The sequence below is a fragment of the Methylobacterium sp. 092160098-2 genome, from assembly GCF_028920805.1.
Classification (GTDB): domain Bacteria; phylum Pseudomonadota; class Alphaproteobacteria; order Rhizobiales; family Beijerinckiaceae; genus Methylobacterium; species Methylobacterium fujisawaense.
Genome location: NZ_JAQPZJ010000001.1, coordinates 1,115,010 through 1,134,297 on the forward strand (window position 1 = coordinate 1,115,010; position 19,288 = coordinate 1,134,297).

Genomic DNA, 19,288 nt, shown 5'->3' on the forward strand with positions numbered 1-19,288 from the left:
GCAGAACCCGAAACTCGGCCGCCAGGGTTAAGCGCGGGTAAACGAGGCGGCAGAAGCTGCCGGGTCGGCAGGTTCGGTCCCGGTGCGCCGGAACGCGCCGCCGGGGACCCGGAGCGAAAAATACCATTCCTTCAAAGCCTTGCCGCACCGCCTCGACTGGCACGGCCCTGGCAGGATGGCGGCAGGTCCGTTCTTGGTCGAAAATCCGGCATGCGCCCGCGTCACGCGTTCTGTCCCCTCCGGTTTCTGCTCGGTGTCGTCGCGGGCGCCCTGCTGCTCGCCGCCCTGCCCGGGCCGGCGCTGGCCCTGTCGCGCGTCAAGGACCTCGCCTCCATCGAGGGCGTCCGCCAGAACCAGCTCGTCGGCTACGGGATCGTGGTCGGCCTCAACGGCACCGGCGACACGCTCAACAACATCCCGTTCACCAAGCAGTCGCTGCAGGCGATGCTGGAGCGCCTCGGCGTCAACACCCGCGGCGCCACGATGCGGACGCAGAACCTCGCCGCCGTGATGGTGACGGCGAGCCTGCCGCCCTTCGCCGCGCAGGGCACGCGGATCGACGTGACGGTCTCGTCTCTGGGCGACGCCAAGTCCCTCCAGGGCGGCACCCTGCTGGTGACGCCGCTCCTCGGCGCCGACGGCGAGGTCTACGCCCTGGCGCAGGGATCGGTGGCGATCGCGGGATTCTCGGCCGAGGGCGATGCCGCCAAGATCACACGGGGCGTGCCGACGAACGGCAGGATCTCCAACGGCGCCAATATCGAGCGCGAGATCGCCTTCAAGCTGAACGACGCACGCGCGCTGCGACTCTCCCTGCGCAATCCCGACTTCACGACCTCGAAGCGGATCGCCGCCGCGATCAACGACTTCATGGGCGCCGACACCGCCGAGCCCACCGATCCGGCAACCGTCACGATCCAGATCCCGACCCGCTACAACGGCAACATGATTCGGCTGATCACCGAGGTGGAGCAGCTGAAGGTCGAGCCGGACCAGACCGCCCGGGTCGTCGTCGACGAGCGCTCCGGCATCATCGTCATGGGCCGGGACGTGCGCGTCTCCACGGTGGCGATCGCGCAGGGCAACCTCACCGTGACCATCACGGAACAGCCGCAGGTGAGCCAGCCGGCGCCGCTGTCCAATGGCCGCACCGTGGTGGTGCCGCGCACCGGCGTGAAGGTCGATACCGGCGACGGCAACAAGCTCGCCCTGGTCAAGGAGGGTGTCAGCCTGCGCGAGCTGGTCGATGGCCTCAACGCGCTGGGTGTCGGCCCGCGGGATCTGATCTCGATCCTGCAGGCGATCAAGGCCGCCGGCGCGCTTCAGGCCGACATCGAGCTGATGTGATCAACCGGACCTGGAGGGTCGAACCATGCTGCAACTCGCCAGTCTCGCGGCCAATGCCGCCGGCATCGGGACCTCGGTCGCCGGGAGCGCCGTCGACGGGGTCATCAAGTCGGCCAGCAAGGCCAAGGCTTGGAAGACCGCCACCGAGTTCGAATCGATGTTCTTGGAGAACAGCCTGGATCGGCTGACCCAATCGGACGGCACCGAGGGACCGTTGGGCGAGAACGGCACCGGCGGCGGTGTCTACCGCTCGATGCTGACCAAGGAATACGCGACCCAGATCGTGAAGAGCGGCGGCGTCGGCATCGCCGATTCGATTTTCCGTGAGATCATGAAGATGCAGGGTGCGGCGAGCGATGGAGCGACCAATGCAAAGGGCTGAACCGCTGCGCGTCGCGGACCGGGTCACCGCCGAGGCCCTGGTGGCCGGCGTGCTCGGCAACATGGCCGCCCTGGAGGCCGTGCTCGCCGAGGAGGCTGCCTTCGTCCGGGAGGGCCGCCTGCAGGAGGGCGTCGCCGCGGCCGAGCCGAAGGCCGCGCTGGCCGCCGCCTACATGCAGGGCCTCGAGGTCGCGAAGGCGAACGCCGTCGCGCTGAAGCGCTTCCATCCCGACGGGGTCGAGGCCCTGCGCACGGCCCATCGCCGTTTCACCGCGGCCGTGGAGGCCAACCAGACGGTGCTCGCCAGCGCCAAGACCGTATCGGAAGGGCTGATCAAGACCCTGGCGGAGGAGATCGGCCGGGCTCAGCTGCCGTCCGGCTACGGCCGGCAGATTCCGGCCCCCTCCCCGTACGGCCGCGGCGTGCGCAGCGGACCGCTGGTCCTCTCGCGCAACCTCTGAGCCGCGCCTCAACGGCGGCCGGTGCCGATCCGAAGGTAGGTCCGCACCTCGCCGAGATCCGTGTCCGCGCGGTTGTCGATCGCGAGGCGGCCGGCGACGGCCGGCGCCGCCGCCACGCCATGCCCCGCGCCCAGATCCGCTCCCGCCGTGACGCGGCCCGAGATGCGGATGCAGCCGCCGCTCCCCGGCAGGCGCACGAAGCCCGGCCCCTTGGAGGGGCACGGCACAGGTCCGGGCGTCTTGGGCAGGTCCCGGAGATCGAGGGCGGCGGCTGTCCCGGCGCCGGACAGGCCCGCCGCGATGAGAGCCGCCATAACCGCCAGCATGCGGAGCCGGCCGCGCATCTCAGGCGGCCTGGCGCGCGAGATTCCGGTGAAGCTGGTCGATGTACTGCTCGACCTCGCCGATGAACGGATCGAGATCCGGCTCGTGGATGCGCAGACGGGCGAGGTCGCGCAACAGGATGTCGAGGGCGATGGCGCGCTCGCCGGGATGGGCATAGCCCGCAAGATACGCGTCGACGGCCTGTTCCACCATCCCGATCGCGCCGATCCGCGGCGCGATCCCGAGGCGAAGGACGAGTTCGATGGGTCCGGGCAGCGACATGCCGACCTCTCCTCGATCGAATCACGGCGCGTGGGCGCGTCCGCACGCCGCGGTTCAATCCCGGAAAACGGCAAGACTATGGTCGCTCGGGCCGATCGCGGATCTTTCGGATACCGGCCGCGCTCGGTCGGGGACCAATCTCCGTGAACGATCAGCTGATGTAGTTCACCAGTGACAGCTTGGAGAGCGTCGAGGTTACCTGATAGCTGGCCTGGAGCCGGTTCTGCACGTCGAGCAGCTTGGTGATCACCTCCTCGGGGGAGGCCTGCTCGATTCCGTCCAGGGTGTTCTGGACGGTGTTCTGGGTGGCCTTGTTGGTCGTACTGGCGTTCGAGAGGCGCGCCGACGCGATGGTCAGTTGCGTGACCGTGTCCTGGACGCTGGGGGTCTGGCTGGCGGAAGCCAGCAGCCCGCCGGCCTTGGTCGCGACGGCCTGATAGGTGTTGTAGGTGCTGGCATCGTTCGTGGTCGGCAGGGCGTAGGCCATGGTCGCCAAGCCCGCCAGCACGTTCTGGATCTCGGGCGTGTTGGCCCGCGCTCCCGTGCCGACGGTGCCGGTCGCGCTGACCTGGACCGACTGGGTATCGATCGCAGAGGTCGGCTCCGGCGGCGTCTTGGACGTGTCGTAGGTGTTCTCGCCCTGGTACCAGAGCACCGTCGTGTTCGGGTCGGGGCTTGCATATCCGACCGGGTTGGTTCCGGAATAGACGACCCGCTGGGGGATCACGCCGTTTCCGCCCGGCCCCCCGTTCACGGACCCGCTGAAGAACTGCGTCGCCGCGTCGGCTGTGGCCTTCACCGCGAGCGTGCTGCTCGCCGCGCCCGTCAGCGCCTTCGTGAGGGTGTCGGAGAGGTTCTTCATCGTTTCGGCGGAGTTGGCGCCGATCGCGAAGGTGGAGTTCGAGCCCGCAACCACGCTGGTCGCTGCGGTCAGCGTGATGGTCGTGGACGTCCCCTCGGGTGTCACCAGCGAGAAGCTGATGCTGTCGCCGGGGGCCGGCTCGGCGCTCGCGCTCGTCAGATTGACGGTCAGGGTCGCCGGGACCGTCCTCGAGACGGAGGCGGTCAGAGCCCCCGTGGCCGTCGCGGTGCTGCCGAGGGTGAAGCCGAAATTGCCGCGCGTCCCGGGGTTCGATTCCTCCGTGACCTGGATCGGGATCGCCGTCGACGCGCTCTGCGTCAGCCGGCCGTTCCCCTGGGTGCCCAGCTGTGCGCTGACCCGCTCGTTGATGACATCCGTGAGGCCGTCGAGCGTTTGGCCGGTCGAGTCGGTCGATCCGTTGAGGATCGTGTTCGCATCGAGCACCGGCTGGGTCTCGGTGTTGGTCCCGCCGAACAGGTAATTGCCCGCCGCCGACTGATTGAGCGTGTCGAGCACCGTCTGGAGGTTGGCCAGCGCCGTCGCGCGACCGGACACGGAGTTCGCCGCCACGCTCTGCAGGCCGTTCTGCAAGGTCGACGCGGTGCTCGTCCCGATACTCGCCACCTGTGTCAGGCTCGTCACCGCCAGGTTGGTCCGGGTCTGGGCCGCGGTGATGCCGCTGGCATAGCCGTTGAGGGCGCTCAAGGTGGCCTGAGCCGCCAGCGCTGTGGAGCGACCGGAGCCGAGCCCGCCATAGGTCTGCGAGACCTGACCGCTGGAGAGCTGGTTCGACAGGTCGTTGAGCTGGTTCTTCAGCGTCAGGAGCTGCGAGGCGTTGCGATTCGTGATGTACGAGCCGGCCGCGAAAGGGGTGATCGTCGTCATGATCAGATCTGCAGCAGCTGGTTGAGCATGTCGCGGGCCGCCGTCAGCACCCGGGCGTTGGCGCCGTAGGCGGTCTGCAAAGCGATCAGATTCGACATCTCCTGGTCGATATTGACGCCCGCCCCGGCGGAGAACCGGCTTTGGGCGGTGGAGAGCGCCGTCTGCTGGGTGTCGTCGATCGCCGACGCGTTCGCGGAGGCCGCCCCCTGGGTCGAGACGATGTCCTGCGCGAAGCCGATCACGGTGGCATTGTAGGGCGCCGAGACACCGCCGATGCCACTGGACGACGAGAAGGTCTGCTGGGTGGAGGTCAGCGCCGAGAACAGCTTCTGGGCGCGTGACCCGGAGGCGCTGGGATCGGTGGCGCTCGTCTGGGTGAGCGCCGCCGTGTTTCCGGACAGGGCGGCATTGACCGTGATGCGCTGGGCGAATCCGGTGAGCTGCGAGCCATTGTCGAGCGAGCCGGTGTAGAGCTTGTTGGGCGTACCGTCGACGAACAGGGCGAGCGACGGGTTGCCCGAGGTCAGGTCACTGACCGACGACATCGGCGTGATGTTGGCCGTCGCCGACGTCACCGTGTCGGAACTCCCGGCCGCCGGCCCGATCACCAGAGCGGCGCCGGTGCCTGAAGCCGCAACTTTGGCGGAGAGACCGAGATTCCCGAGGGCCGTGTTGATCGCGCCGGCGTAGTCCGATCCGCTGCTCGGAATCTTGAACGTCTGGACGAGGGCCGTGGAATCCTTGGTCTGGCTCGCGGGGACTGACGTGGCGTCATCGTTGGACGCGACCAGGATGACGTTGCGCACCGTGCCGTTCACCGTCACCGGGAAGGTCAGGGTGTTGCCCGGCTGGATGCCGGTCAGGTCGATGGACGTCTGCGTGCCGTCGGACGTGCCGGTGACGGTCTTGTCGCTGAGCGCGCTGGCCAGGCCGGCCGCGAGGTCGTCCAGCTGACGTTGCGCCTGCGGCAGGGTCTGGTCGCGCAGTTCGATCCCGGCGGCCAAGCTCCCGGAGCGCAGCACGCCGGGGGCGCCGAGATCGATCTTGCCGCCGCCCGGCAGCGTGGCCGTGATGGTGCCGACCGTGCGCTGCGTCGGATCGGTGGAATAGGCGGAATTGGCGTCGAGGATCCCGCGTCCGTCGAAGCTGAGCGTCGCCGCGTTTCCGTGATCCACCAGTGTGACCCCCGACCGGGTCATCACCGAGACCGTTCCGTCCCTCTGATCGGACGTCTGGACATCCATGTAACTGGACAGGCTGTTGATCGCCTGGTCGCGCTGGTCCTGAAGGGCGGTCAGCGTGGTGCTGTCGGTGTTGTTCTGGATCTTGCCGTTCAGGGTCGCGATATTGGCCAGCAGCGTGCTGGCGGCGCTCGTATCGCTGCCCAGTTGCGATTCGATGCCGGTACGCAGGTTCTGAACCGTGCCGGCGGAACTGTTGATCAGGCTCGCGAGCGAGGAGGCGTTGCCCAGCACCGTCGTGCGGGCGGCCGCCGAGGTCGGATTCGCCGCGAGTTCTTGAAGCGACTGCGTGAAGGTGTTCAGCGTACCGTCGAGGGAGGTCGAACTGCCCGGCGTCCCGTAGAGGGCATCGAGCTGGGTGGCGATGCCGGCCTTGGTGCTGGTGTAGGCAGCCCCCGATGTCTCCAGCCGGAGCTGGTTCAGGGCCGCAGCGTCGAAGCTGCGGGTGATCGTCCCGACGGCGACACCCGAATTGTTGGTGCCGGTGGCGACCGTCGAGACCGTCCGCTTGACGTAGCCCGCAGTCCCCGCATTGGCGACGTTCTGCGAGACGATGTTGATGGCCGCCTGCGTGGCGGCCAGACCCGCGGTCGCGGTCGAAATCGCGTTCAGCGACATATCACGGCCTCCGCGTCGCGAGCCCCGGCCTCAATCAGCGAATCACGTTCAGCAGATCAGACATCATCGTCTGCGCCGTCGACATGACCCGCGTGTTCGCAGAGTACGCCTGCTGGGTTACGATCATCTTAGAAAATTCGCTGGCAATGTCGGTATTGGATTGCTCGATGCTGGCACCATTGATCGTGCTGCCGTTGAGACCGGTGAGCGGCGGCCCGGAATCGGCCGTCTGCAGATAATTCCCCTTCCCGTCGGCCTTCAGCCCGTCGGGATCGGCGAATTGCGAGATGCCCACGGTCGCGACGGGAATCACCGAACCGTTCGAGAATGTGCCGTTGATCTTGCCGTCCTCACCCACGGCGACGCTCATCAGGGTGCCGGCACTGTTGCCGCTCTGGCTCAGCGCCTTGGTGGTCACGGCACCGCTGGCATCCGCGTATTGGGTCAGGCCGCCGCTGATATCCAGGCTGAGCGACGAGAAGGTATAGTCGCCGATCTGCACGCCGGTCAGCGGTACCGGCGTGGTGGAGGCCGGGCTCGTGAGCTTACCGGTTGAGTCGAACGTGAAGGCCGGCCCGGTCTGCGTCCAAGACGGCGTGTCGGTGGTGCTGCTGTTGTAGTACAAGTCCCACGACGAGGGCGAGGTGCCGGCCGTCGTCGTCTGAACCCAGCGCATGCTGATCGTCACCGGTGCCCCGGTCGTGGTGTAGCCCGTGATCGATGGACCGGCGATGCTGTTGGGTGGCTGAGCCGAGGCGCTCACCGTGGGCGTGGCCGGCAGGTTGGCCGAATACGTGATCGTCTTCGTCTCTTGCGCCGGAAGAGTCAGGTTGCCGATGTTGACGGGGCCCGTGCTGGTGACCTGACCGGTCGTGGGATCGAGGTTGGTCCCGGTCAGGTACCCACCCGCGCCGTTGACCAGATAACCGTCCTTGTCCTGCGAGAAGTCGCCGCGACGCGTGTAGACATTCGCGCCGCTGAAGGTTGGCGAATTGTTCGCGTCACCGGTCTTCTGCACCACGGTGAAGAAACCGGTGCCGCTGATCGACATGTTGGTCGGTACGCTGGACGAGACCACGTTGCCGGCAATCGTGTTCGTCAGCTGCGACTGGGCCAGGACGGATCCGGCGACCTCGCGTTTCGGCGTCGTCTCGGCCATCAGATCGACGAAGCTGGTGTCGATGCGCTTGTAGCCGGTCGTCTGCGAGTTCGCGATGTTCCCGGAGATGTTGCTGATGGCATAGGACTGCGCCTGGAGACCGGAGACCGAGGTCTGCAGGGCGGAAAAAAGATCCATGGCGAACGATCCCAATACGCGCCGCTCTGGCCCGCAGGCTCGATGCGCCGCAACCGGCATGCCAGGGCTAAGTCTTTGATATTTCGGAGCCGCGGCGTTCCGAACCCGGCAGGGTTCGCCGGGCGCGGCGGCGGTCCCGGCAGATCCTGCCGGGTGGGGTCCAAGCCCGGTCAGACGCGATCGGGCCGCGTTTACGCGGTGTTATTCCACACGCGCGAAGATACGGCCGGGCCAGGGCCACGCGCGGTGCGTCCTGACCGGAAGCACTGAACGGATACGGATTTCGGATCTCGGGATCATGCGGGCGAAACGGACGAGCCTCGTCCACATCATCTACTTCTCACGCCTGAACCTCTCGTCCGAACCGGCGAAGAGGTCCGAGCAGATCAATGAAATCGGCCGGACCGCCCAGAAGAAGAACGAGTTTGCGGTGATCACAAGCTTCCTGGTCATCGAGGGAAATTTCGCCTGCCAGGTGATCGAAGGCGAGCGCTCGTCGGTGCACGAGACCTTCGACCGGGTGAGCGCGGACAGCCGCCACCGGGATGTCCAGATCAGCGAGTGGCGCGAGATCGCCAAGCGCGAGTTCGTCCACTCGTTCAAGAGCGCGCAGCGTACCGCCGGCAACGACACGCTGTTTGCGAAGGCCAACCTTCTGCCGATGCTCCAGCGCGGCACGCCGAAGGCATCCGCGATCCACGGGCTTTGCCTGTCGCTCCAATCCGACGCGATGTCCCGGCAGGGCATCGACCATCTTTTCATCTGAGCCGCGCCGATGTCCGAGAGCGATACGCCCCCGATCCTCATCGTCGACGATCAGGAGAAGCTTCTCCGGCTGATCGTGATGCTGATGACACGCATCGGCTTCCCGGATGTCGGGGGCGTCACCAGCGCGACGGAGGCCCTGGAGCGGATGCGGCAGCGCCGCTACGCTCTGGTGATCTCCGACCTCGACATGGAGCCGATGGACGGGCTCAGCCTGCTGCGCGAGATCCGGGCCGACGACGCACTGATGAACACGCCCTTCATGCTCACCGAATCGTCCTTCGACTTCGAGGACATCAACCTCGCCCACCAGGCGGGCGCGGACGCCTTCATCCTCAAGCCCTTCGACATGGCGGTGTTGAAGTCGAAGCTGAAGCAGGTGCTCAACCGCAAGCCGCGCAAACGCGAAATGCCGATCGCCTCGGAGTCGAGTCTGAGCGTCGAATTCCCGATGCTCGGCAAGTTCTGACGCGGCCCTGGCGTCGCGGGGGCGGCAAAGCGGTCCGGGCAGCGCCGCCGCGATGAGCGTGGCGCCGCCGGATTGTTACGCCGCGCGCGACGACGCGCGGCGCCCGCTGTCGGAGCGGGGCTCCGGACCGGCTCACACCGCCCGCTTCTGATAGTCCTTCACATCGGTGAAGCGCACCGCCGGGTAGCGCTCCTCTTCGTAGCGGAGCGAGAACGCCGTGGTCGCCATGAAGACTGGGGCCCCGTCGAGGTCCTTGGCCATGGCCGAGCCGTGCGAATCGACGAACTTGTCGAGTTCCGCCTCCGAGTCGGACGACACCCAGCGGCAGACCGAGAACCGCGAGGTCTCGTAATCCACCGGCAGGCCGTACTCGGCCTGGAGCCGCTCCTTGAGCACGTCGAGCTGGAGCGCGCCGACCACGCCGACGATCGCCTGGCTGCCGTCCTGCGGCACGAAGACCTGGACGACGCCTTCCTCGCCCATCTGCTGCAGCGCCTCGCGGAGCTTCTTGGCCTTCATGGCGTCGGTGAGCTTGATCCGGCGCAGGATCTCGGGCGCGAAGCTCGGCACGCCGCGGAACACGAGGTCCTCGCCCTCGGTGAGCGTGTCGCCGATCCGCAGCGTGCCGTGGTTCGGGATGCCGACCACGTCGCCGGCATAGGCCTCGTCGGCGATGGCCCGGTCCTGGGCGAAGAAGAATTGCGGCGCCGAGAGCGAGATCGGCTTGCCGGTGCGCACCAGCCGGGCCTTCATGCCCCGGTTGAGCTTGCCCGAGCAGACCCGCATGAAGGCGATCCGGTCCCGGTGGTTCGGGTCCATGTTCGCCTGGATCTTGAACACGAAGCCGGTCATCCGCGGCTCGGTCGGCTCGACGAGGCGCTTGTCGGCGTCCTGGCCGCGGGGCGGCGGGGCCACCTTGGCGAGACCGTCGATGAGGTCGCGCACGCCGAAATTGCGCAGCGCCGAGCCGAAGAACACCGGCGTCAGGTGTCCCTCGCGGAACGCGTCGAGGTCGAAGGGCTTCAGGCCGCCCTCGGCCAGCTCCACCTCCTCGCGCCACGCGTCCGCCGCGCCGTCCTCGTTGAGCAGCTCGTCGAACAGCGGGTCGTCCGGGCCGGACACCGCCACCATCCCGGCATCCTCGGCGGCGTCGAGCCGGCGCACGCGGTTGCCGCCGAGTTCGTAAGTTCCCGAGAAGTTGCGGCCGGTGCCGATCGGCCACGTCACCGGGGCGACGTCCAGCGCCAGCGTCTTCTCGATCTCGTCGAGCAGCTCGAACGGGTCCCGGGCCTCGCGGTCGAGCTTGTTGATGAAGGTGACGATCGGGATGTCGCGGAGGCGGCAGACCTCGAACAGCTTGCGGGTGCGCGCCTCGATGCCCTTCGCCGCATCGATCACCATGACGGCCGAATCGACCGCCGTGAGCGTCCGGTAGGTGTCCTCCGAGAAGTCCTCGTGGCCGGGCGTATCGAGGAGGTTGAAGACGCAATCGCCGTACTCGAAGGTCATCACCGAGGTGACCACCGAGATGCCGCGCTCCTTCTCGATCCCCATCCAGTCGGACCGGGTCGAGACCCGGTTGCGCTTGGCCTTGACCTCGCCGGCGAGCTGGATCGCGCCCCCGAACAGGAGCAGCTTCTCGGTGAGCGTGGTCTTGCCCGCGTCCGGGTGGGAGATGATCGCGAAGGTGCGCCGCCGCGACACCGGATCGGCCGGCCTCGCCTCGGTCTTGGTCTGCATCAGCATGGAGCGAACGCTCTGGATCGGCGGAACGTGGTGGTGCGCGGCGCGGCATTCGCGCGGTCTCGGGATCGTGTAGCGGCAAGCCCCGATATTGGCAAAGACGCCGGCATGATGGGGCCGCCTTTCAGGCACGGTACAGGGACACGACACCACGCTGCCCCGACCGATCCACGCACCGCGAGGCTGCGATGTCGCGCGCCGCAACACGCTGTTGTCTGGTTGCTGGTCTGTTGGTGGCCTGGGCGGGCCCGGGGCCCCGTGCGGCCGACGCGCCGCCGCAGGCCGCCGCGGCCGATGCCGCCTTCCTCGATGCCCTGACCTGGGGCGCCACCCCGTCTGCCTTCGCGCAGCTCACCGCGGAGGGGCGGGCACGGTGGCTGCAGGCCCAGCTCCATCCGCCGGCCGAATCGCGCCTGCCGCCCGCCGCCCAGGCGCAGGTCGACGCGCTGACCCCGCCGGGCAGCCTGTTCGAACGGGCCCAGGCGCTGGATGCGCAGGCCAAGGCGTTCAAGGACATCCAGGACCCCGACGCCAAGAAGGCAGCCCAGCAGGCCTTCCAGGCCGCGCTGAACATGGCCGCGCGGAACGCCGCCTCCGTCTGGGTCCTGCGGGCGCTCTACAGCCCCGATCAGCTGCGCGAGCGGCTGACGTGGTTCTGGTTCAACCGGTTCAACGTGCATCAGGGCAAGTCCACCCTGCGCGCCGCGGTGGGCGACTACCTCGACACCGCGATCCGCCCGCACGTGCTCGGGCGCTTCCGCGACCTGCTGATGGCGAGCCTGCGCCACCCGGCGATGCTGCGCTACCTCGACAACGACGCCAACGCGGCCGGCCGGCCGAACGAGAACTACGCCCGCGAGATCATGGAGCTGCACACGATGGGTGTCGGCTCCGGCTACACGCAGGGCGATGTCGAGGCGCTGGCCCGGATCCTGAGCGGGGTCGGCATCGACATGAAGCCCGAGACCCCGAAGCTTCGCCCCGAGCATGCCGCCGATTTCCGCCGGGACGGCCTGTTCGCGTTCAACCCCAACCGGCACGATTACGGCGACAAGGTCTTCCTCGGGACCCGCATCCAGGGACGCGGCTGGCCGGAGATCGAGGAGGCGGTGGATCTGATCGCCCGCCATCCCGCCACCGCCACCAACGTCTCCCGGGCGCTCGCCACCTACTTCCTCGGGCAGCCGCCCGACGACGCCCTGGTGGCGCGGCTCGCCGCCGTCTTCACTCGCAGCGACGGCGACATCGCCGCGGTGATGGAGGCGCTGGTGCGCGAGCCGGCCTTCACGGCCGAGCGCGGCGGCGCCTTCAAGGACCCGGTGCGCTACGTCTTCTCCGCCCTGCGCATGGCCTACGACACAAGGGTGATCCGCAACGCCGGCCCGGTGCTCGGCTGGCTGAACCGCCTCGGCGAGGGCCTGTTCAACCGGTCGACGCCGGACGGCTACCCCCTCGACGCCGCCGCCTGGAGCGGCCCCGGGCAGCTCGCGACGCGGTTCGAGATCGCCCGGCAGATCGGGTCGGGCTCGGCCGGCCTGTTCAAGCCGACGCTGCCCGATCAGGCCGAGGAGCCGGCCTTCCCGGTGCTCGCCAACGGGCTCTACTTCTCGACGCTGTCCGGCACCCTGTCGGCGGCGACGCGGGCGGCGCTCGCCCAGGCGGTGTCGCCGCAGGACTGGAACACCCTCTACCTCGCCTCGCCGGAGTTCATGCGATGAACCGTCGCGACCTGATCCGCGCCGCCGCGGCTTTCGGCCTGTCCACGGTGGCCGGCCGCGTCTGGGCGGCCCCCAAGACCGATGCGCGCCTCCTCGTGGTGTTCCTGCGCGGCGCCTACGATGCCGCCAACGTGGTGATCCCCACCGGCAGCGACTTCTACTACCGGTCGCGGCCGAACCTCGCGATCGCCAAGCCGGACGCCGCCGACCCGAAGGCCGCCCTGGCGCTCGACGCCGACTGGAGCCTGCACCCGGCGTTGCGCGAGACGCTCCTGCCGCTCTACGCCAAGGGTCAGGCCGCCTTCGTGCCCTTCGCCGGCACCGACGACATGACCCGGAGCCATTTCGAGACCCAGGACACGATCGAGATGGGCCAGACGGTCGGGTCCGGCCGCGACTACAATTCCGGCTTCATGGCCCGGCTGGCCGCGGAGCTGACCCGGGTCCGGCCGATCGCCTTCACGGATCAGATGCCGCTGATCTTCCGGGGCGGCGAGACGGTGCCCAACATCGCCATCAACGGCGTCGGCAAGCCCGGCATCGACGACCGGCAGGCGCGCCTCATCGCCGCCATGTACAGCGACACCAAGCTGGCCGCCGCCGTGACCGAGGGGCTCCGGGTGCGCGACGCGGTCTACCAGACGATTTCCGACCATGCCGGTCAGGCCGACCGCGGAGCGGTCTCGCCCAAGGGCTTCGAGCTGTCGGCGCGGCGGATCGGCCGCCTGATGCGCGAGAACTTCAATCTCGGCTTCGTGGATGTCGGCGGCTGGGACACGCACGTGAACCAGGGTGCCGGCACCGGCTACCTCGCCGACCGGCTCGGCGAGCTGGGGCGGGGCCTGTCCGGCTTCGTCGAGGAGATCGGGCCCGGCTGGTCCGACACGGTGGTGGTCGTGCTGTCGGAGTTCGGGCGCACCTTCCGGGAGAACGGCAGCCGCGGCACCGACCATGGCCATGGCAGCGTCTACTGGATCCTGGGCGGCGGCGTCCGGGGTGGGCGAATCGCCGGACCGCAGGTGCGCGCCGACGAGGCGCACCTGTTCCAGAACCGGGACTATCCGGTGCTCACCGATTATCGGGGGCTGCTCGGCGGGCTGTTCCAGCGCCTCTACGGGCTCGATCAGGCGAGTCTGCGCCGGATCTTCCCGAGCGCGGAGCCGGCGGATCTCGCGCTGCTGTAGGGGGCAAGCAGAAGACTGAGGCGTCGCACCCGGCCCACTTGAGACTGGGTATTCGGGCCCGCCGTCATCGCGAGCACAGCGAAGCGACCCAGGGCGGCACGACATCGGCAGGCGTCGCGCGAGACGGGGTTGCTTCGCTGCGCTCGCAAGGACGACCGAGCGCTGGCCGCGCCGTCGTCTTGACGCTCCTCAGGAAAACCCGACACCAGCGTGCGAAACACCGTCGGTGGGGCGGCTCCGCACCCCCATGTCCACCCCGTCAGGCCGCCGCGGCCGCCAGCGTGCGCAGGTCCCGGACCAGTTCGTCCACCCGCTCGGGGCGGGCATCCCAGGCGAACATGAAGCGCGCCCCGCCGCCGATGAAGGTGTAGAACCGCCAGCCCCGGGCGCGCAGGCCCTCCATGGTGGCGGCCGGCATCGTCAGGAAGACCGCGTTCGCCTCCACGGGAAACAGCGCCCGCACCCCCGGCAGCCCGGCGACGGAGTCGGCGAAGTGCCGGGCGCAGGCATTGCCGTGGGCCGCATTCCTCAGCCACGCGCCGCTCTCCAGCATGCCGACCCAGGGGGCGGCGAGGAAGCGCATCTTCGACGCGAGCTGGCCGGCCTGCTTACACCGGTAGCCGAAATCCTCGGCGAGCTTGCGGTCGAAGAACACCACCGCCTCGCCGGCATGCATGCCGTTCTTGGTCCCGCCGAAGCACAGGACATCGACACCCGACCGCCACGTCATGTCGGCGGGGCTGCAGCCCAGACTCGCGCAGGCATTGGCGAAGCGAGACCCATCCATGTGCAGGGCGAGCCCCAGCTCGCGGCAGGTCGCCGACAGCGCCCGCAGCTCGGCGAGGCTGTAGACCTGTCCCGTCTCGGTGGGCTGCGTGATCGTCACCACCCGAGGCCGCGGAAAGTGGATGTCGCTGCGGTTCTGGGCGAGCCCGCGGATCGCCTCCGGCGTGAGCTTGCCGCCCTCGGTCCGGACGGTGAGCAGCTTGGAGCCGTTGGAGAAGAATTCCGGCGCGCCGCACTCGTCGGTCTCCACATGGGCCGAATCGGCGCAGATCACGCTGTGGTAGGATTGGCACAGCGCGGCCAGGGCCAAGGCGTTGGCGGCGGTGCCGTTGAAGGCGAAGAACACCTCGCATTCGGTCTCGAACAGGTCCCGGAACGCGTCCGCCGCCTTGGCCGTCCAGGCATCCTCGCCATAGGCCGGGGCGTGGCCGCGATTGGCCGCCTCCATGGCTCCCCAGGCTTCCGGGCAGATGCCGGAATAGTTGTCGCTGGCGAATTGCTGCGAGTCGTCGTGTCTCATCCGCGCAACCTAGCACGACGCAGACGCAGATGGATCGCGCGGGCAGGTTGGAACTGGTGCGCGCTTGGTGTAATAGCCCCGTCAAGGCGTGAGCTCCACGCCGATTCGGAAACCGACGTTCCCGTCCCCCTCGGGTTCATCCCGGGCGAGGGACGTTGCCGGTTTCCAGATCGGCGGCGGGCCGCGTGAACCCAGAACTTCAGGTCCAGAGGATCAAGTCCGTTGCAGGTACTCGTTCGCGACAACAACGTCGATCAAGCGCTCCGCGTCCTCAAGAAGAAGATGCAGCGCGAGGGCATCTTCCGCGAGATGAAGCAGCGCAAGGCTTATGAGAAGCCGTCCGTGCGCAAGGCCCGCGAGAAGGCGGAGGCCGTGCGCCGCGCCCGCAAGCAGGCTCGCAAGACCGCTATCCGCGAGGGCCTGATCGCCGCGCCGAAGCCGAAGCCCCGTTTCCCCGCCGGCAGCCGTCGTCCCGGCTTCCCGTCGCCGTCCGCTGCGCCGGCTCAGGGCGGCAACGCCTCGGGTCAGACCCCGGTCAGCCCGGCTCCCGCCGCCTGAGCGACGTCACATCGGTTGTGAAAAGAGCCCGGCCCGCGCGAGCGGCCGGGCTCTTTCTTTGCGGCGCGCAGCGGCCGGGCGAGACAGCGGGCCAGCGAAAACGTCGGACGGGCACGTTCCGGCGATGCCGCCGTCCTTGCGTGCGCCACGAGAACCGGGGCTGCGCCACGTCAGGAGACGTCACGCAGCCCCGGGTCGCGTCGCTGAACGCGCGAAGACGTGAAGGGATCGCGTCGGCGCGGCGGGCTCAGGCAGCCTTGGCGGCCATGGTCGCGTGCTCGGCCTGGACCAGCACGTCGAGGGCCCGCCACGGCTTCTGCATGTAGACCGCCTGGTCGGGGAGCCGCGCATCCCGGCCCGCGCCGGAGGTCACGACCACGCGCACGTCCGGCCAGCGCCGCTTGACGGCTTGGGCCAGGGTCACCCCGTCCATCGCACCGGGCAACCGCACGTCGGCGAAGAGCAACGCCACCGTCACGTCGGGGCGCTCCAGCACGGACAGGGCCGCCTCCGCGCTTTCGCAGGCGATGACTCCGAGGTCGGTTTCTTCAAGCACCGCGGTGGCGAGATCGCGCACGGCCGCATCGTCCTCCACGACGAGAGCCACGGGGGCGGATCCGTCGGGCACTGCGCAATCCATAAAAGTCTCCTGCTGTTGGTGCCTTGCCCCGCTTCGGGCGACCGCCTCCTGGGCGGCGTTCTGATTCCCCGATTTGGCCATGCTGACCCTTCATGAGACGGCTCACAAGAGTCGCGTCGCCGCGCCGGCGAATGCCTGCCCTGCGATCAAGCGGCACCGATTTCATGCGGAACGCACGAAAATGGCGCAGTTTCCGACCGGTTAAGAAACTGTTCACCGGAGTGGACCGACTGTTAACGTCCTGCGGCGGAACGTCTCCACCCTCCGAGGGGCGTTGCGCGGGATCGTACGTGGACCTGAGCTGAAGGATCATCGTCCGTCATGTGCCGTTTCCTCGCCTATAGCGGTGAGCCGGTTTTCCTCTCCGACCTCGTCTGCGCGCCGACCCACTCGCTGGTGCATCAGTCCCTGCACGCCGACGAGGGGAAGACCGAAACCAACGGCGACGGCTTCGGCATCGGCTGGTACGCCGAGCGGCCCGAGCCGGGGGTCTATCGCGACATTTCCCCGGCCTGGTCGGACGAAAATCTGGTGAACCTGTGTGGGCAGGTGCGGGCACGCACGTTCTTCGCGCATGTGCGTGCGTCGACCGGGACCGCCACGGCCCGGGCGAACTGCCACCCGTTCGTCTACGGCCGGCACCTGTTCATGCATAACGGTCAGATCGGCGGCTACCACCGGATCAAGCGGCGGCTCGAAGCGCTGATCCCGGATACCTATTACGACCACCGTCGGGGCAGCACGGACTCAGAGGCGATTTTCCTGCTGGCACTCGCCAACGGCCTCGAGGAGGATCCCGTCGGCGCGATGGCGCGGACGCTCAAGACCGTGCGCGAGCTGATGGAAGCCGCCAGCGTCAGCGAGCCGCTGCGCTTCACCGCGCTGCTTACGGATGGCGAGACGCTCACCGCCTACCGCTGGGCCTGCGATGGCCGGCCGCCGAGCCTGTATTTCCGCGAGGGGCCGGGGGGCATCGTGGTGGTGTCGGAGCCGATCGATGGCTGCCGCGAGGGATGGCAGGTGGTCCCGAAAGGCGCGACCCTCCGCGCCCGCCACGGGACCGCGACCCTTGTCCAGGCACCGGAGCCCGCCCGCGCCGCCGCCTGAATACAGACGGTTCCAGCTATGCCGCCGCGGGGATTGCCCGGGCGCGCCACATCGGCACAGTCCGCCTGCGGCCGATGGTGCGGCCGAGCGGGAATCGACCGATGTATCCGGATACCGAGCTTCACATCGCCGGGCGCTGGCGCGCGGGTGCCGACCGGGAGACCCTGGGAGTCCTGAACCCGGCTTCGGGCGAGACGATCGGCCGGTGCGCCGTCGCCACCACGGCGGATCTCGACGAGGCCCTGGCAGCCGCGTCCCGCGCTTTTCCGGCCTGGCGCAGCGTCGCGCCCTTCGAGCGCGCCAAGGTGATGCGGAAAGCCGCCGACCTCCTGCGCGCGCGGGTCGACGAGATCGCCCGGACCATGACCCTGGAGCAGGGCAAGCCGCTCGCCGAGTCGCGGGTCGAGACCCTGGCGGCGGCCGACATCATCGATTGGTTCGCCGAGGAGGGTAAGCGCGCCTACGGCCGCGTCATCCCGGCCCGCGCCGACGGCGTGCTGCAGGTGGCGGTGCGCGAGCCGGTCGGACCGGTGGCCTGCTTCACCCCCTGGAACTTCCCGATCAACCAGGCGGTCCGCAAGATCTCGGCGGCGCTCTGCACCGGCTGCACGGTGATCCTGAAGGGTCCCGAGGACACGCCGGCGAGCTGCGCCGCCCTGGTTCGCGCCTTCCTGGATGCCGGCATCCCGGGGGACGCGCTCTCGCTGGTCTACGGCGACCCGGAGACCATTTCGGCCTACCTGATCCCGCATCCCGTGATCCGGAAGATCTCGTTCACCGGCTCGACCGTGGTCGGCAAGAAGCTCGCGGCGCTCGCGGGCGAACACATGAAGCGCGCTACGATGGAACTCGGCGGCCACGCCCCCGCGATCGTGTTCGGCGACGCCGACGTGGAGAAGGCGGTCGCCGTCCTGGCCCCCTCGAAGTTCCGCAATGCCGGCCAGGTGTGCGTCTCGCCGACCCGCTTCCTCGTGCACGATTCGGTCTTCGACCGCTTCGTCGAGGGCTTCACCGCCTTCGCCAAGTCGGTGAAGGTCGGCGACGGGCTCGATCCCGAGACCAAGATGGGACCGCTGGTCCACGGGCGGCGCCTCGACGCCGTCACGGCGCTGGCGGCGGACGCCGAGTCGAGCGGCGCGACGCTGCGCGCCGGCGGCAAGCGCATCGGCAACCAGGGTAACTTCTTCGAGCCGACGGTCTTTACCGAGGTGCCGCTGACCGCCCGGATCATGAACGAGGAGCCCTTCGGGCCCCTGGCGATGATCAACCGGTTCTCCGACGACGGCGAGGCGCTCGCCGAGGCCAACCGTCTGCCCTACGGGCTCGCGGCCTACGCCTATACCCGCTCCGCCGAGCGGGCGGCGCGGGTGTCGAACGCGGTCGAGAGCGGCATGATCTCCATCAACCACCACGGCCTCGCCCTGCCGGAGACGCCGTTCGGCGGCGTCAAGGATTCGGGCTACGGCAGCGAGGGCGGCCCGGAGGCGCTCGACGCCTACCTGGTCACCAAGTTCGTCACGCAGGCGAACTTCTGACGCGCGGGTCGGCGCGTCGTACCCCGGCGCGCCGGCTCCCTCCGTCAGTAATGAGGCGGCGGCGGCTCCAGCCCCCGCGGCGCCGCCCGGGCGGCCGCCTCCTCGACCTGCTCCCGCAGCATGTCCAGCTGCCGCACCAACCGGTCGATGACGCGCCATTGCTCGGTCACGGTGCGGTTCAGGTCCTCGATCGTCGCGTCCTGCTCGGTCAGGCGGATCTCCAGGCGATCGATCCGGGTGTCTTCGTCCATGTCCGACCTCCAGTCAGTGCCGTGCCGACAGTCGCCTCGACCGACTTGGATCGGCCCGTCGACGTTCGCCCCGTCCTAGCGCAGACCGCGAGCCGCGCCATCCGGCTGAGTACCTCAGCGCACGATGGCCCGAAATCCGATCGAATGAGCCATTTGCGGCATTTCTCGATCCGAATACACATGAATAACGACCGAAACAAATAAAATTACCAAATGGTCCGCCATCTTTAAGGCGCCGACAAGCCGATTGACCAATGTGAAACAGATTTGCAATACTCTAAGCTAGGCTTTAACAAAGATGAGACGGCGCGCCT

General features: G+C 68.5%; 19 protein-coding genes. 10 read left to right on the top strand and 9 right to left on the bottom strand.

The genetic code is table 11. From position 1 onward, the window contains the following. Window positions 1–210 precede the first annotated feature (210 nt). Genes PQI07_RS05150 through PQI07_RS05160 form a run of 3 tightly spaced genes read left to right on the top strand, consistent with a single transcriptional unit; the run spans window position 211 to window position 2,189 of the window. On the top strand, window positions 211–1,347 hold the full coding sequence (locus PQI07_RS05150; RefSeq protein ID WP_043352227.1) for a flagellar basal body P-ring protein FlgI: 1,137 nt from the start codon (window positions 211–213) through the stop codon (window positions 1,345–1,347). Between the two features lie 25 nt (window positions 1,348–1,372). Then, window positions 1,373–1,729, top strand: a complete 357-nt coding sequence (locus tag PQI07_RS05155) for a rod-binding protein (protein WP_043381723.1) — start codon at window positions 1,373–1,375, stop codon at window positions 1,727–1,729. Beyond that, window positions 1,716–2,189, top strand: a complete 474-nt coding sequence (locus PQI07_RS05160) for a hypothetical protein (RefSeq protein ID WP_043352231.1) — start codon at window positions 1,716–1,718, stop codon at window positions 2,187–2,189. The genes PQI07_RS05155 and PQI07_RS05160 overlap by 14 nt, the downstream gene beginning before the upstream one ends. Window positions 2,190–2,197: 8 nt before the next feature. On the opposite strand, the gene PQI07_RS05165 is transcribed toward PQI07_RS05160, so the two are convergent. The 5 genes from PQI07_RS05165 to PQI07_RS05185 form a co-directional block, all read right to left on the bottom strand. Then, window positions 2,198–2,533, bottom strand: a complete 336-nt coding sequence (locus PQI07_RS05165; protein ID WP_043381726.1) for a porin family protein — start codon at window positions 2,531–2,533, stop codon at window positions 2,198–2,200. A 1-nt stretch (window position 2,534) separates the two neighbouring features. After that, entirely contained in the window at window positions 2,535–2,795 is a 261-nt protein-coding gene (locus PQI07_RS05170; RefSeq protein WP_043352235.1) for a hypothetical protein, read from the bottom strand. Window positions 2,796–2,946: 151 nt separating this feature from the next. Beyond that, window positions 2,947–4,542 (bottom strand): flagellin, encoded by a 1,596-nt coding sequence (locus tag PQI07_RS05175; protein ID WP_274926191.1) that lies wholly within the window; start codon window positions 4,540–4,542, stop codon window positions 2,947–2,949. 2 nt (window positions 4,543–4,544) lie between these two features. Continuing rightward, a complete protein-coding gene (gene flgK, locus PQI07_RS05180) occupies window positions 4,545–6,401 on the bottom strand; it encodes a flagellar hook-associated protein FlgK (RefSeq protein ID WP_274926192.1) in 1,857 nt (618 codons plus the stop codon). 34 nt (window positions 6,402–6,435) lie between these two features. Beyond that, window positions 6,436–7,698 (bottom strand): flagellar hook protein FlgE, encoded by a 1,263-nt coding sequence (locus PQI07_RS05185; RefSeq protein WP_043352240.1) that lies wholly within the window; start codon window positions 7,696–7,698, stop codon window positions 6,436–6,438. 298 nt (window positions 7,699–7,996) lie between these two features. Here PQI07_RS05185 and PQI07_RS05190 point away from each other — a divergent pair, with 298 nt between their 5' ends. After that, complete coding sequence (locus PQI07_RS05190) at window positions 7,997–8,464, top strand: BLUF domain-containing protein (RefSeq protein ID WP_043352241.1); 468 nt, start codon at window positions 7,997–7,999, stop codon at window positions 8,462–8,464. A gap of 9 nt (window positions 8,465–8,473) precedes the next feature. After that, window positions 8,474–8,932 carry a response regulator gene (locus PQI07_RS05195; protein WP_274926193.1) on the top strand — a complete coding sequence of 153 codons (459 nt, stop codon included), beginning with the start codon at window positions 8,474–8,476 and terminating at the stop codon, window positions 8,930–8,932. A gap of 132 nt (window positions 8,933–9,064) precedes the next feature. Here the strand turns inward: PQI07_RS05195 and PQI07_RS05200 are convergent, their stop codons facing one another. Beyond that, complete coding sequence (locus PQI07_RS05200; protein WP_274926194.1) at window positions 9,065–10,678, bottom strand: peptide chain release factor 3; 1,614 nt, start codon at window positions 10,676–10,678, stop codon at window positions 9,065–9,067. Between the two features lie 185 nt (window positions 10,679–10,863). Between PQI07_RS05200 and PQI07_RS05205 the strand changes: the two genes are divergently transcribed. Then, on the top strand, window positions 10,864–12,393 hold the full coding sequence (locus tag PQI07_RS05205; RefSeq protein WP_274926195.1) for a DUF1800 domain-containing protein: 1,530 nt from the start codon (window positions 10,864–10,866) through the stop codon (window positions 12,391–12,393). Beyond that, window positions 12,390–13,577 carry a DUF1501 domain-containing protein gene (locus PQI07_RS05210; protein WP_274926196.1) on the top strand — a complete coding sequence of 396 codons (1,188 nt, stop codon included), beginning with the start codon at window positions 12,390–12,392 and terminating at the stop codon, window positions 13,575–13,577. Before PQI07_RS05205 ends, PQI07_RS05210 begins: the two co-directional genes overlap by 4 nt. 259 nt (window positions 13,578–13,836) lie before the next feature. Here PQI07_RS05210 and PQI07_RS05215 read toward each other — a convergent pair whose 3' ends face one another. After that, window positions 13,837–14,883 (bottom strand): threonine aldolase family protein, encoded by a 1,047-nt coding sequence (locus PQI07_RS05215; RefSeq protein WP_043347325.1) that lies wholly within the window; start codon window positions 14,881–14,883, stop codon window positions 13,837–13,839. Between the two features lie 222 nt (window positions 14,884–15,105). Here PQI07_RS05215 and rpsU point away from each other — a divergent pair, with 222 nt between their 5' ends. After that, on the top strand, window positions 15,106–15,441 hold the full coding sequence (rpsU, locus tag PQI07_RS05220) for a 30S ribosomal protein S21 (protein ID WP_043381746.1): 336 nt from the start codon (window positions 15,106–15,108) through the stop codon (window positions 15,439–15,441). A 247-nt stretch (window positions 15,442–15,688) separates the two neighbouring features. Here rpsU and PQI07_RS05225 read toward each other — a convergent pair whose 3' ends face one another. Then, window positions 15,689–16,081 carry a response regulator gene (locus PQI07_RS05225; protein ID WP_075381409.1) on the bottom strand — a complete coding sequence of 131 codons (393 nt, stop codon included), beginning with the start codon at window positions 16,079–16,081 and terminating at the stop codon, window positions 15,689–15,691. A gap of 321 nt (window positions 16,082–16,402) precedes the next feature. Here PQI07_RS05225 and PQI07_RS05230 point away from each other — a divergent pair, with 321 nt between their 5' ends. Together PQI07_RS05230 and PQI07_RS05235 are read left to right on the top strand one after the other, a co-directional pair. Beyond that, entirely contained in the window at window positions 16,403–17,188 is a 786-nt protein-coding gene (locus PQI07_RS05230; protein WP_043353480.1) for a class II glutamine amidotransferase, read from the top strand. A gap of 101 nt (window positions 17,189–17,289) precedes the next feature. Then, window positions 17,290–18,723 carry an NAD-dependent succinate-semialdehyde dehydrogenase gene (locus PQI07_RS05235; protein WP_274926197.1) on the top strand — a complete coding sequence of 478 codons (1,434 nt, stop codon included), beginning with the start codon at window positions 17,290–17,292 and terminating at the stop codon, window positions 18,721–18,723. Between the two features lie 44 nt (window positions 18,724–18,767). Here PQI07_RS05235 and PQI07_RS05240 read toward each other — a convergent pair whose 3' ends face one another. Further along, the gene (locus tag PQI07_RS05240; RefSeq protein ID WP_043353476.1) at window positions 18,768–18,974 is read right to left on the bottom strand and encodes a SlyX family protein; all 207 of its coding nucleotides are present in this window, start codon (window positions 18,972–18,974) and stop codon (window positions 18,768–18,770) included. Window positions 18,975–19,288 lie beyond the last annotated feature (314 nt).

Bases quoted from the DNA above. Each gene is read 5' to 3' on its own strand.
- PQI07_RS05150 (WP_043352227.1), top strand. From the start codon at position 211: ATGCGCCCGCGTCACGCGTTCTGTCCCCTCCGGTTTCTGCTCGGTGTC.
- PQI07_RS05155 (WP_043381723.1), top strand. From the start codon at position 1,373: ATGCTGCAACTCGCCAGTCTCGCGGCCAATGCCGCCGGCATCGGGACC.
- PQI07_RS05160 (WP_043352231.1), top strand. From the start codon at position 1,716: ATGCAAAGGGCTGAACCGCTGCGCGTCGCGGACCGGGTCACCGCCGAG.
- PQI07_RS05165 (WP_043381726.1), bottom strand. From the start codon at position 2,533: ATGCGCGGCCGGCTCCGCATGCTGGCGGTTATGGCGGCTCTCATCGCG.
- PQI07_RS05170 (WP_043352235.1), bottom strand. From the start codon at position 2,795: ATGTCGCTGCCCGGACCCATCGAACTCGTCCTTCGCCTCGGGATCGCG.
- PQI07_RS05175 (WP_274926191.1), bottom strand. From the start codon at position 4,542: ATGACGACGATCACCCCTTTCGCGGCCGGCTCGTACATCACGAATCGC.
- flgK (WP_274926192.1), bottom strand. From the start codon at position 6,401: ATGTCGCTGAACGCGATTTCGACCGCGACCGCGGGTCTGGCCGCCACG.
- PQI07_RS05185 (WP_043352240.1), bottom strand. From the start codon at position 7,698: ATGGATCTTTTTTCCGCCCTGCAGACCTCGGTCTCCGGTCTCCAGGCG.
- PQI07_RS05190 (WP_043352241.1), top strand. From the start codon at position 7,997: ATGCGGGCGAAACGGACGAGCCTCGTCCACATCATCTACTTCTCACGC.
- PQI07_RS05195 (WP_274926193.1), top strand. From the start codon at position 8,474: ATGTCCGAGAGCGATACGCCCCCGATCCTCATCGTCGACGATCAGGAG.
- PQI07_RS05200 (WP_274926194.1), bottom strand. From the start codon at position 10,678: ATGCTGATGCAGACCAAGACCGAGGCGAGGCCGGCCGATCCGGTGTCG.
- PQI07_RS05205 (WP_274926195.1), top strand. From the start codon at position 10,864: ATGTCGCGCGCCGCAACACGCTGTTGTCTGGTTGCTGGTCTGTTGGTG.
- PQI07_RS05210 (WP_274926196.1), top strand. From the start codon at position 12,390: ATGAACCGTCGCGACCTGATCCGCGCCGCCGCGGCTTTCGGCCTGTCC.
- PQI07_RS05215 (WP_043347325.1), bottom strand. From the start codon at position 14,883: ATGAGACACGACGACTCGCAGCAATTCGCCAGCGACAACTATTCCGGC.
- PQI07_RS05225 (WP_075381409.1), bottom strand. From the start codon at position 16,081: ATGGATTGCGCAGTGCCCGACGGATCCGCCCCCGTGGCTCTCGTCGTG.
- PQI07_RS05230 (WP_043353480.1), top strand. From the start codon at position 16,403: ATGTGCCGTTTCCTCGCCTATAGCGGTGAGCCGGTTTTCCTCTCCGAC.
- PQI07_RS05235 (WP_274926197.1), top strand. From the start codon at position 17,290: ATGTATCCGGATACCGAGCTTCACATCGCCGGGCGCTGGCGCGCGGGT.
- PQI07_RS05240 (WP_043353476.1), bottom strand. From the start codon at position 18,974: ATGGACGAAGACACCCGGATCGATCGCCTGGAGATCCGCCTGACCGAG.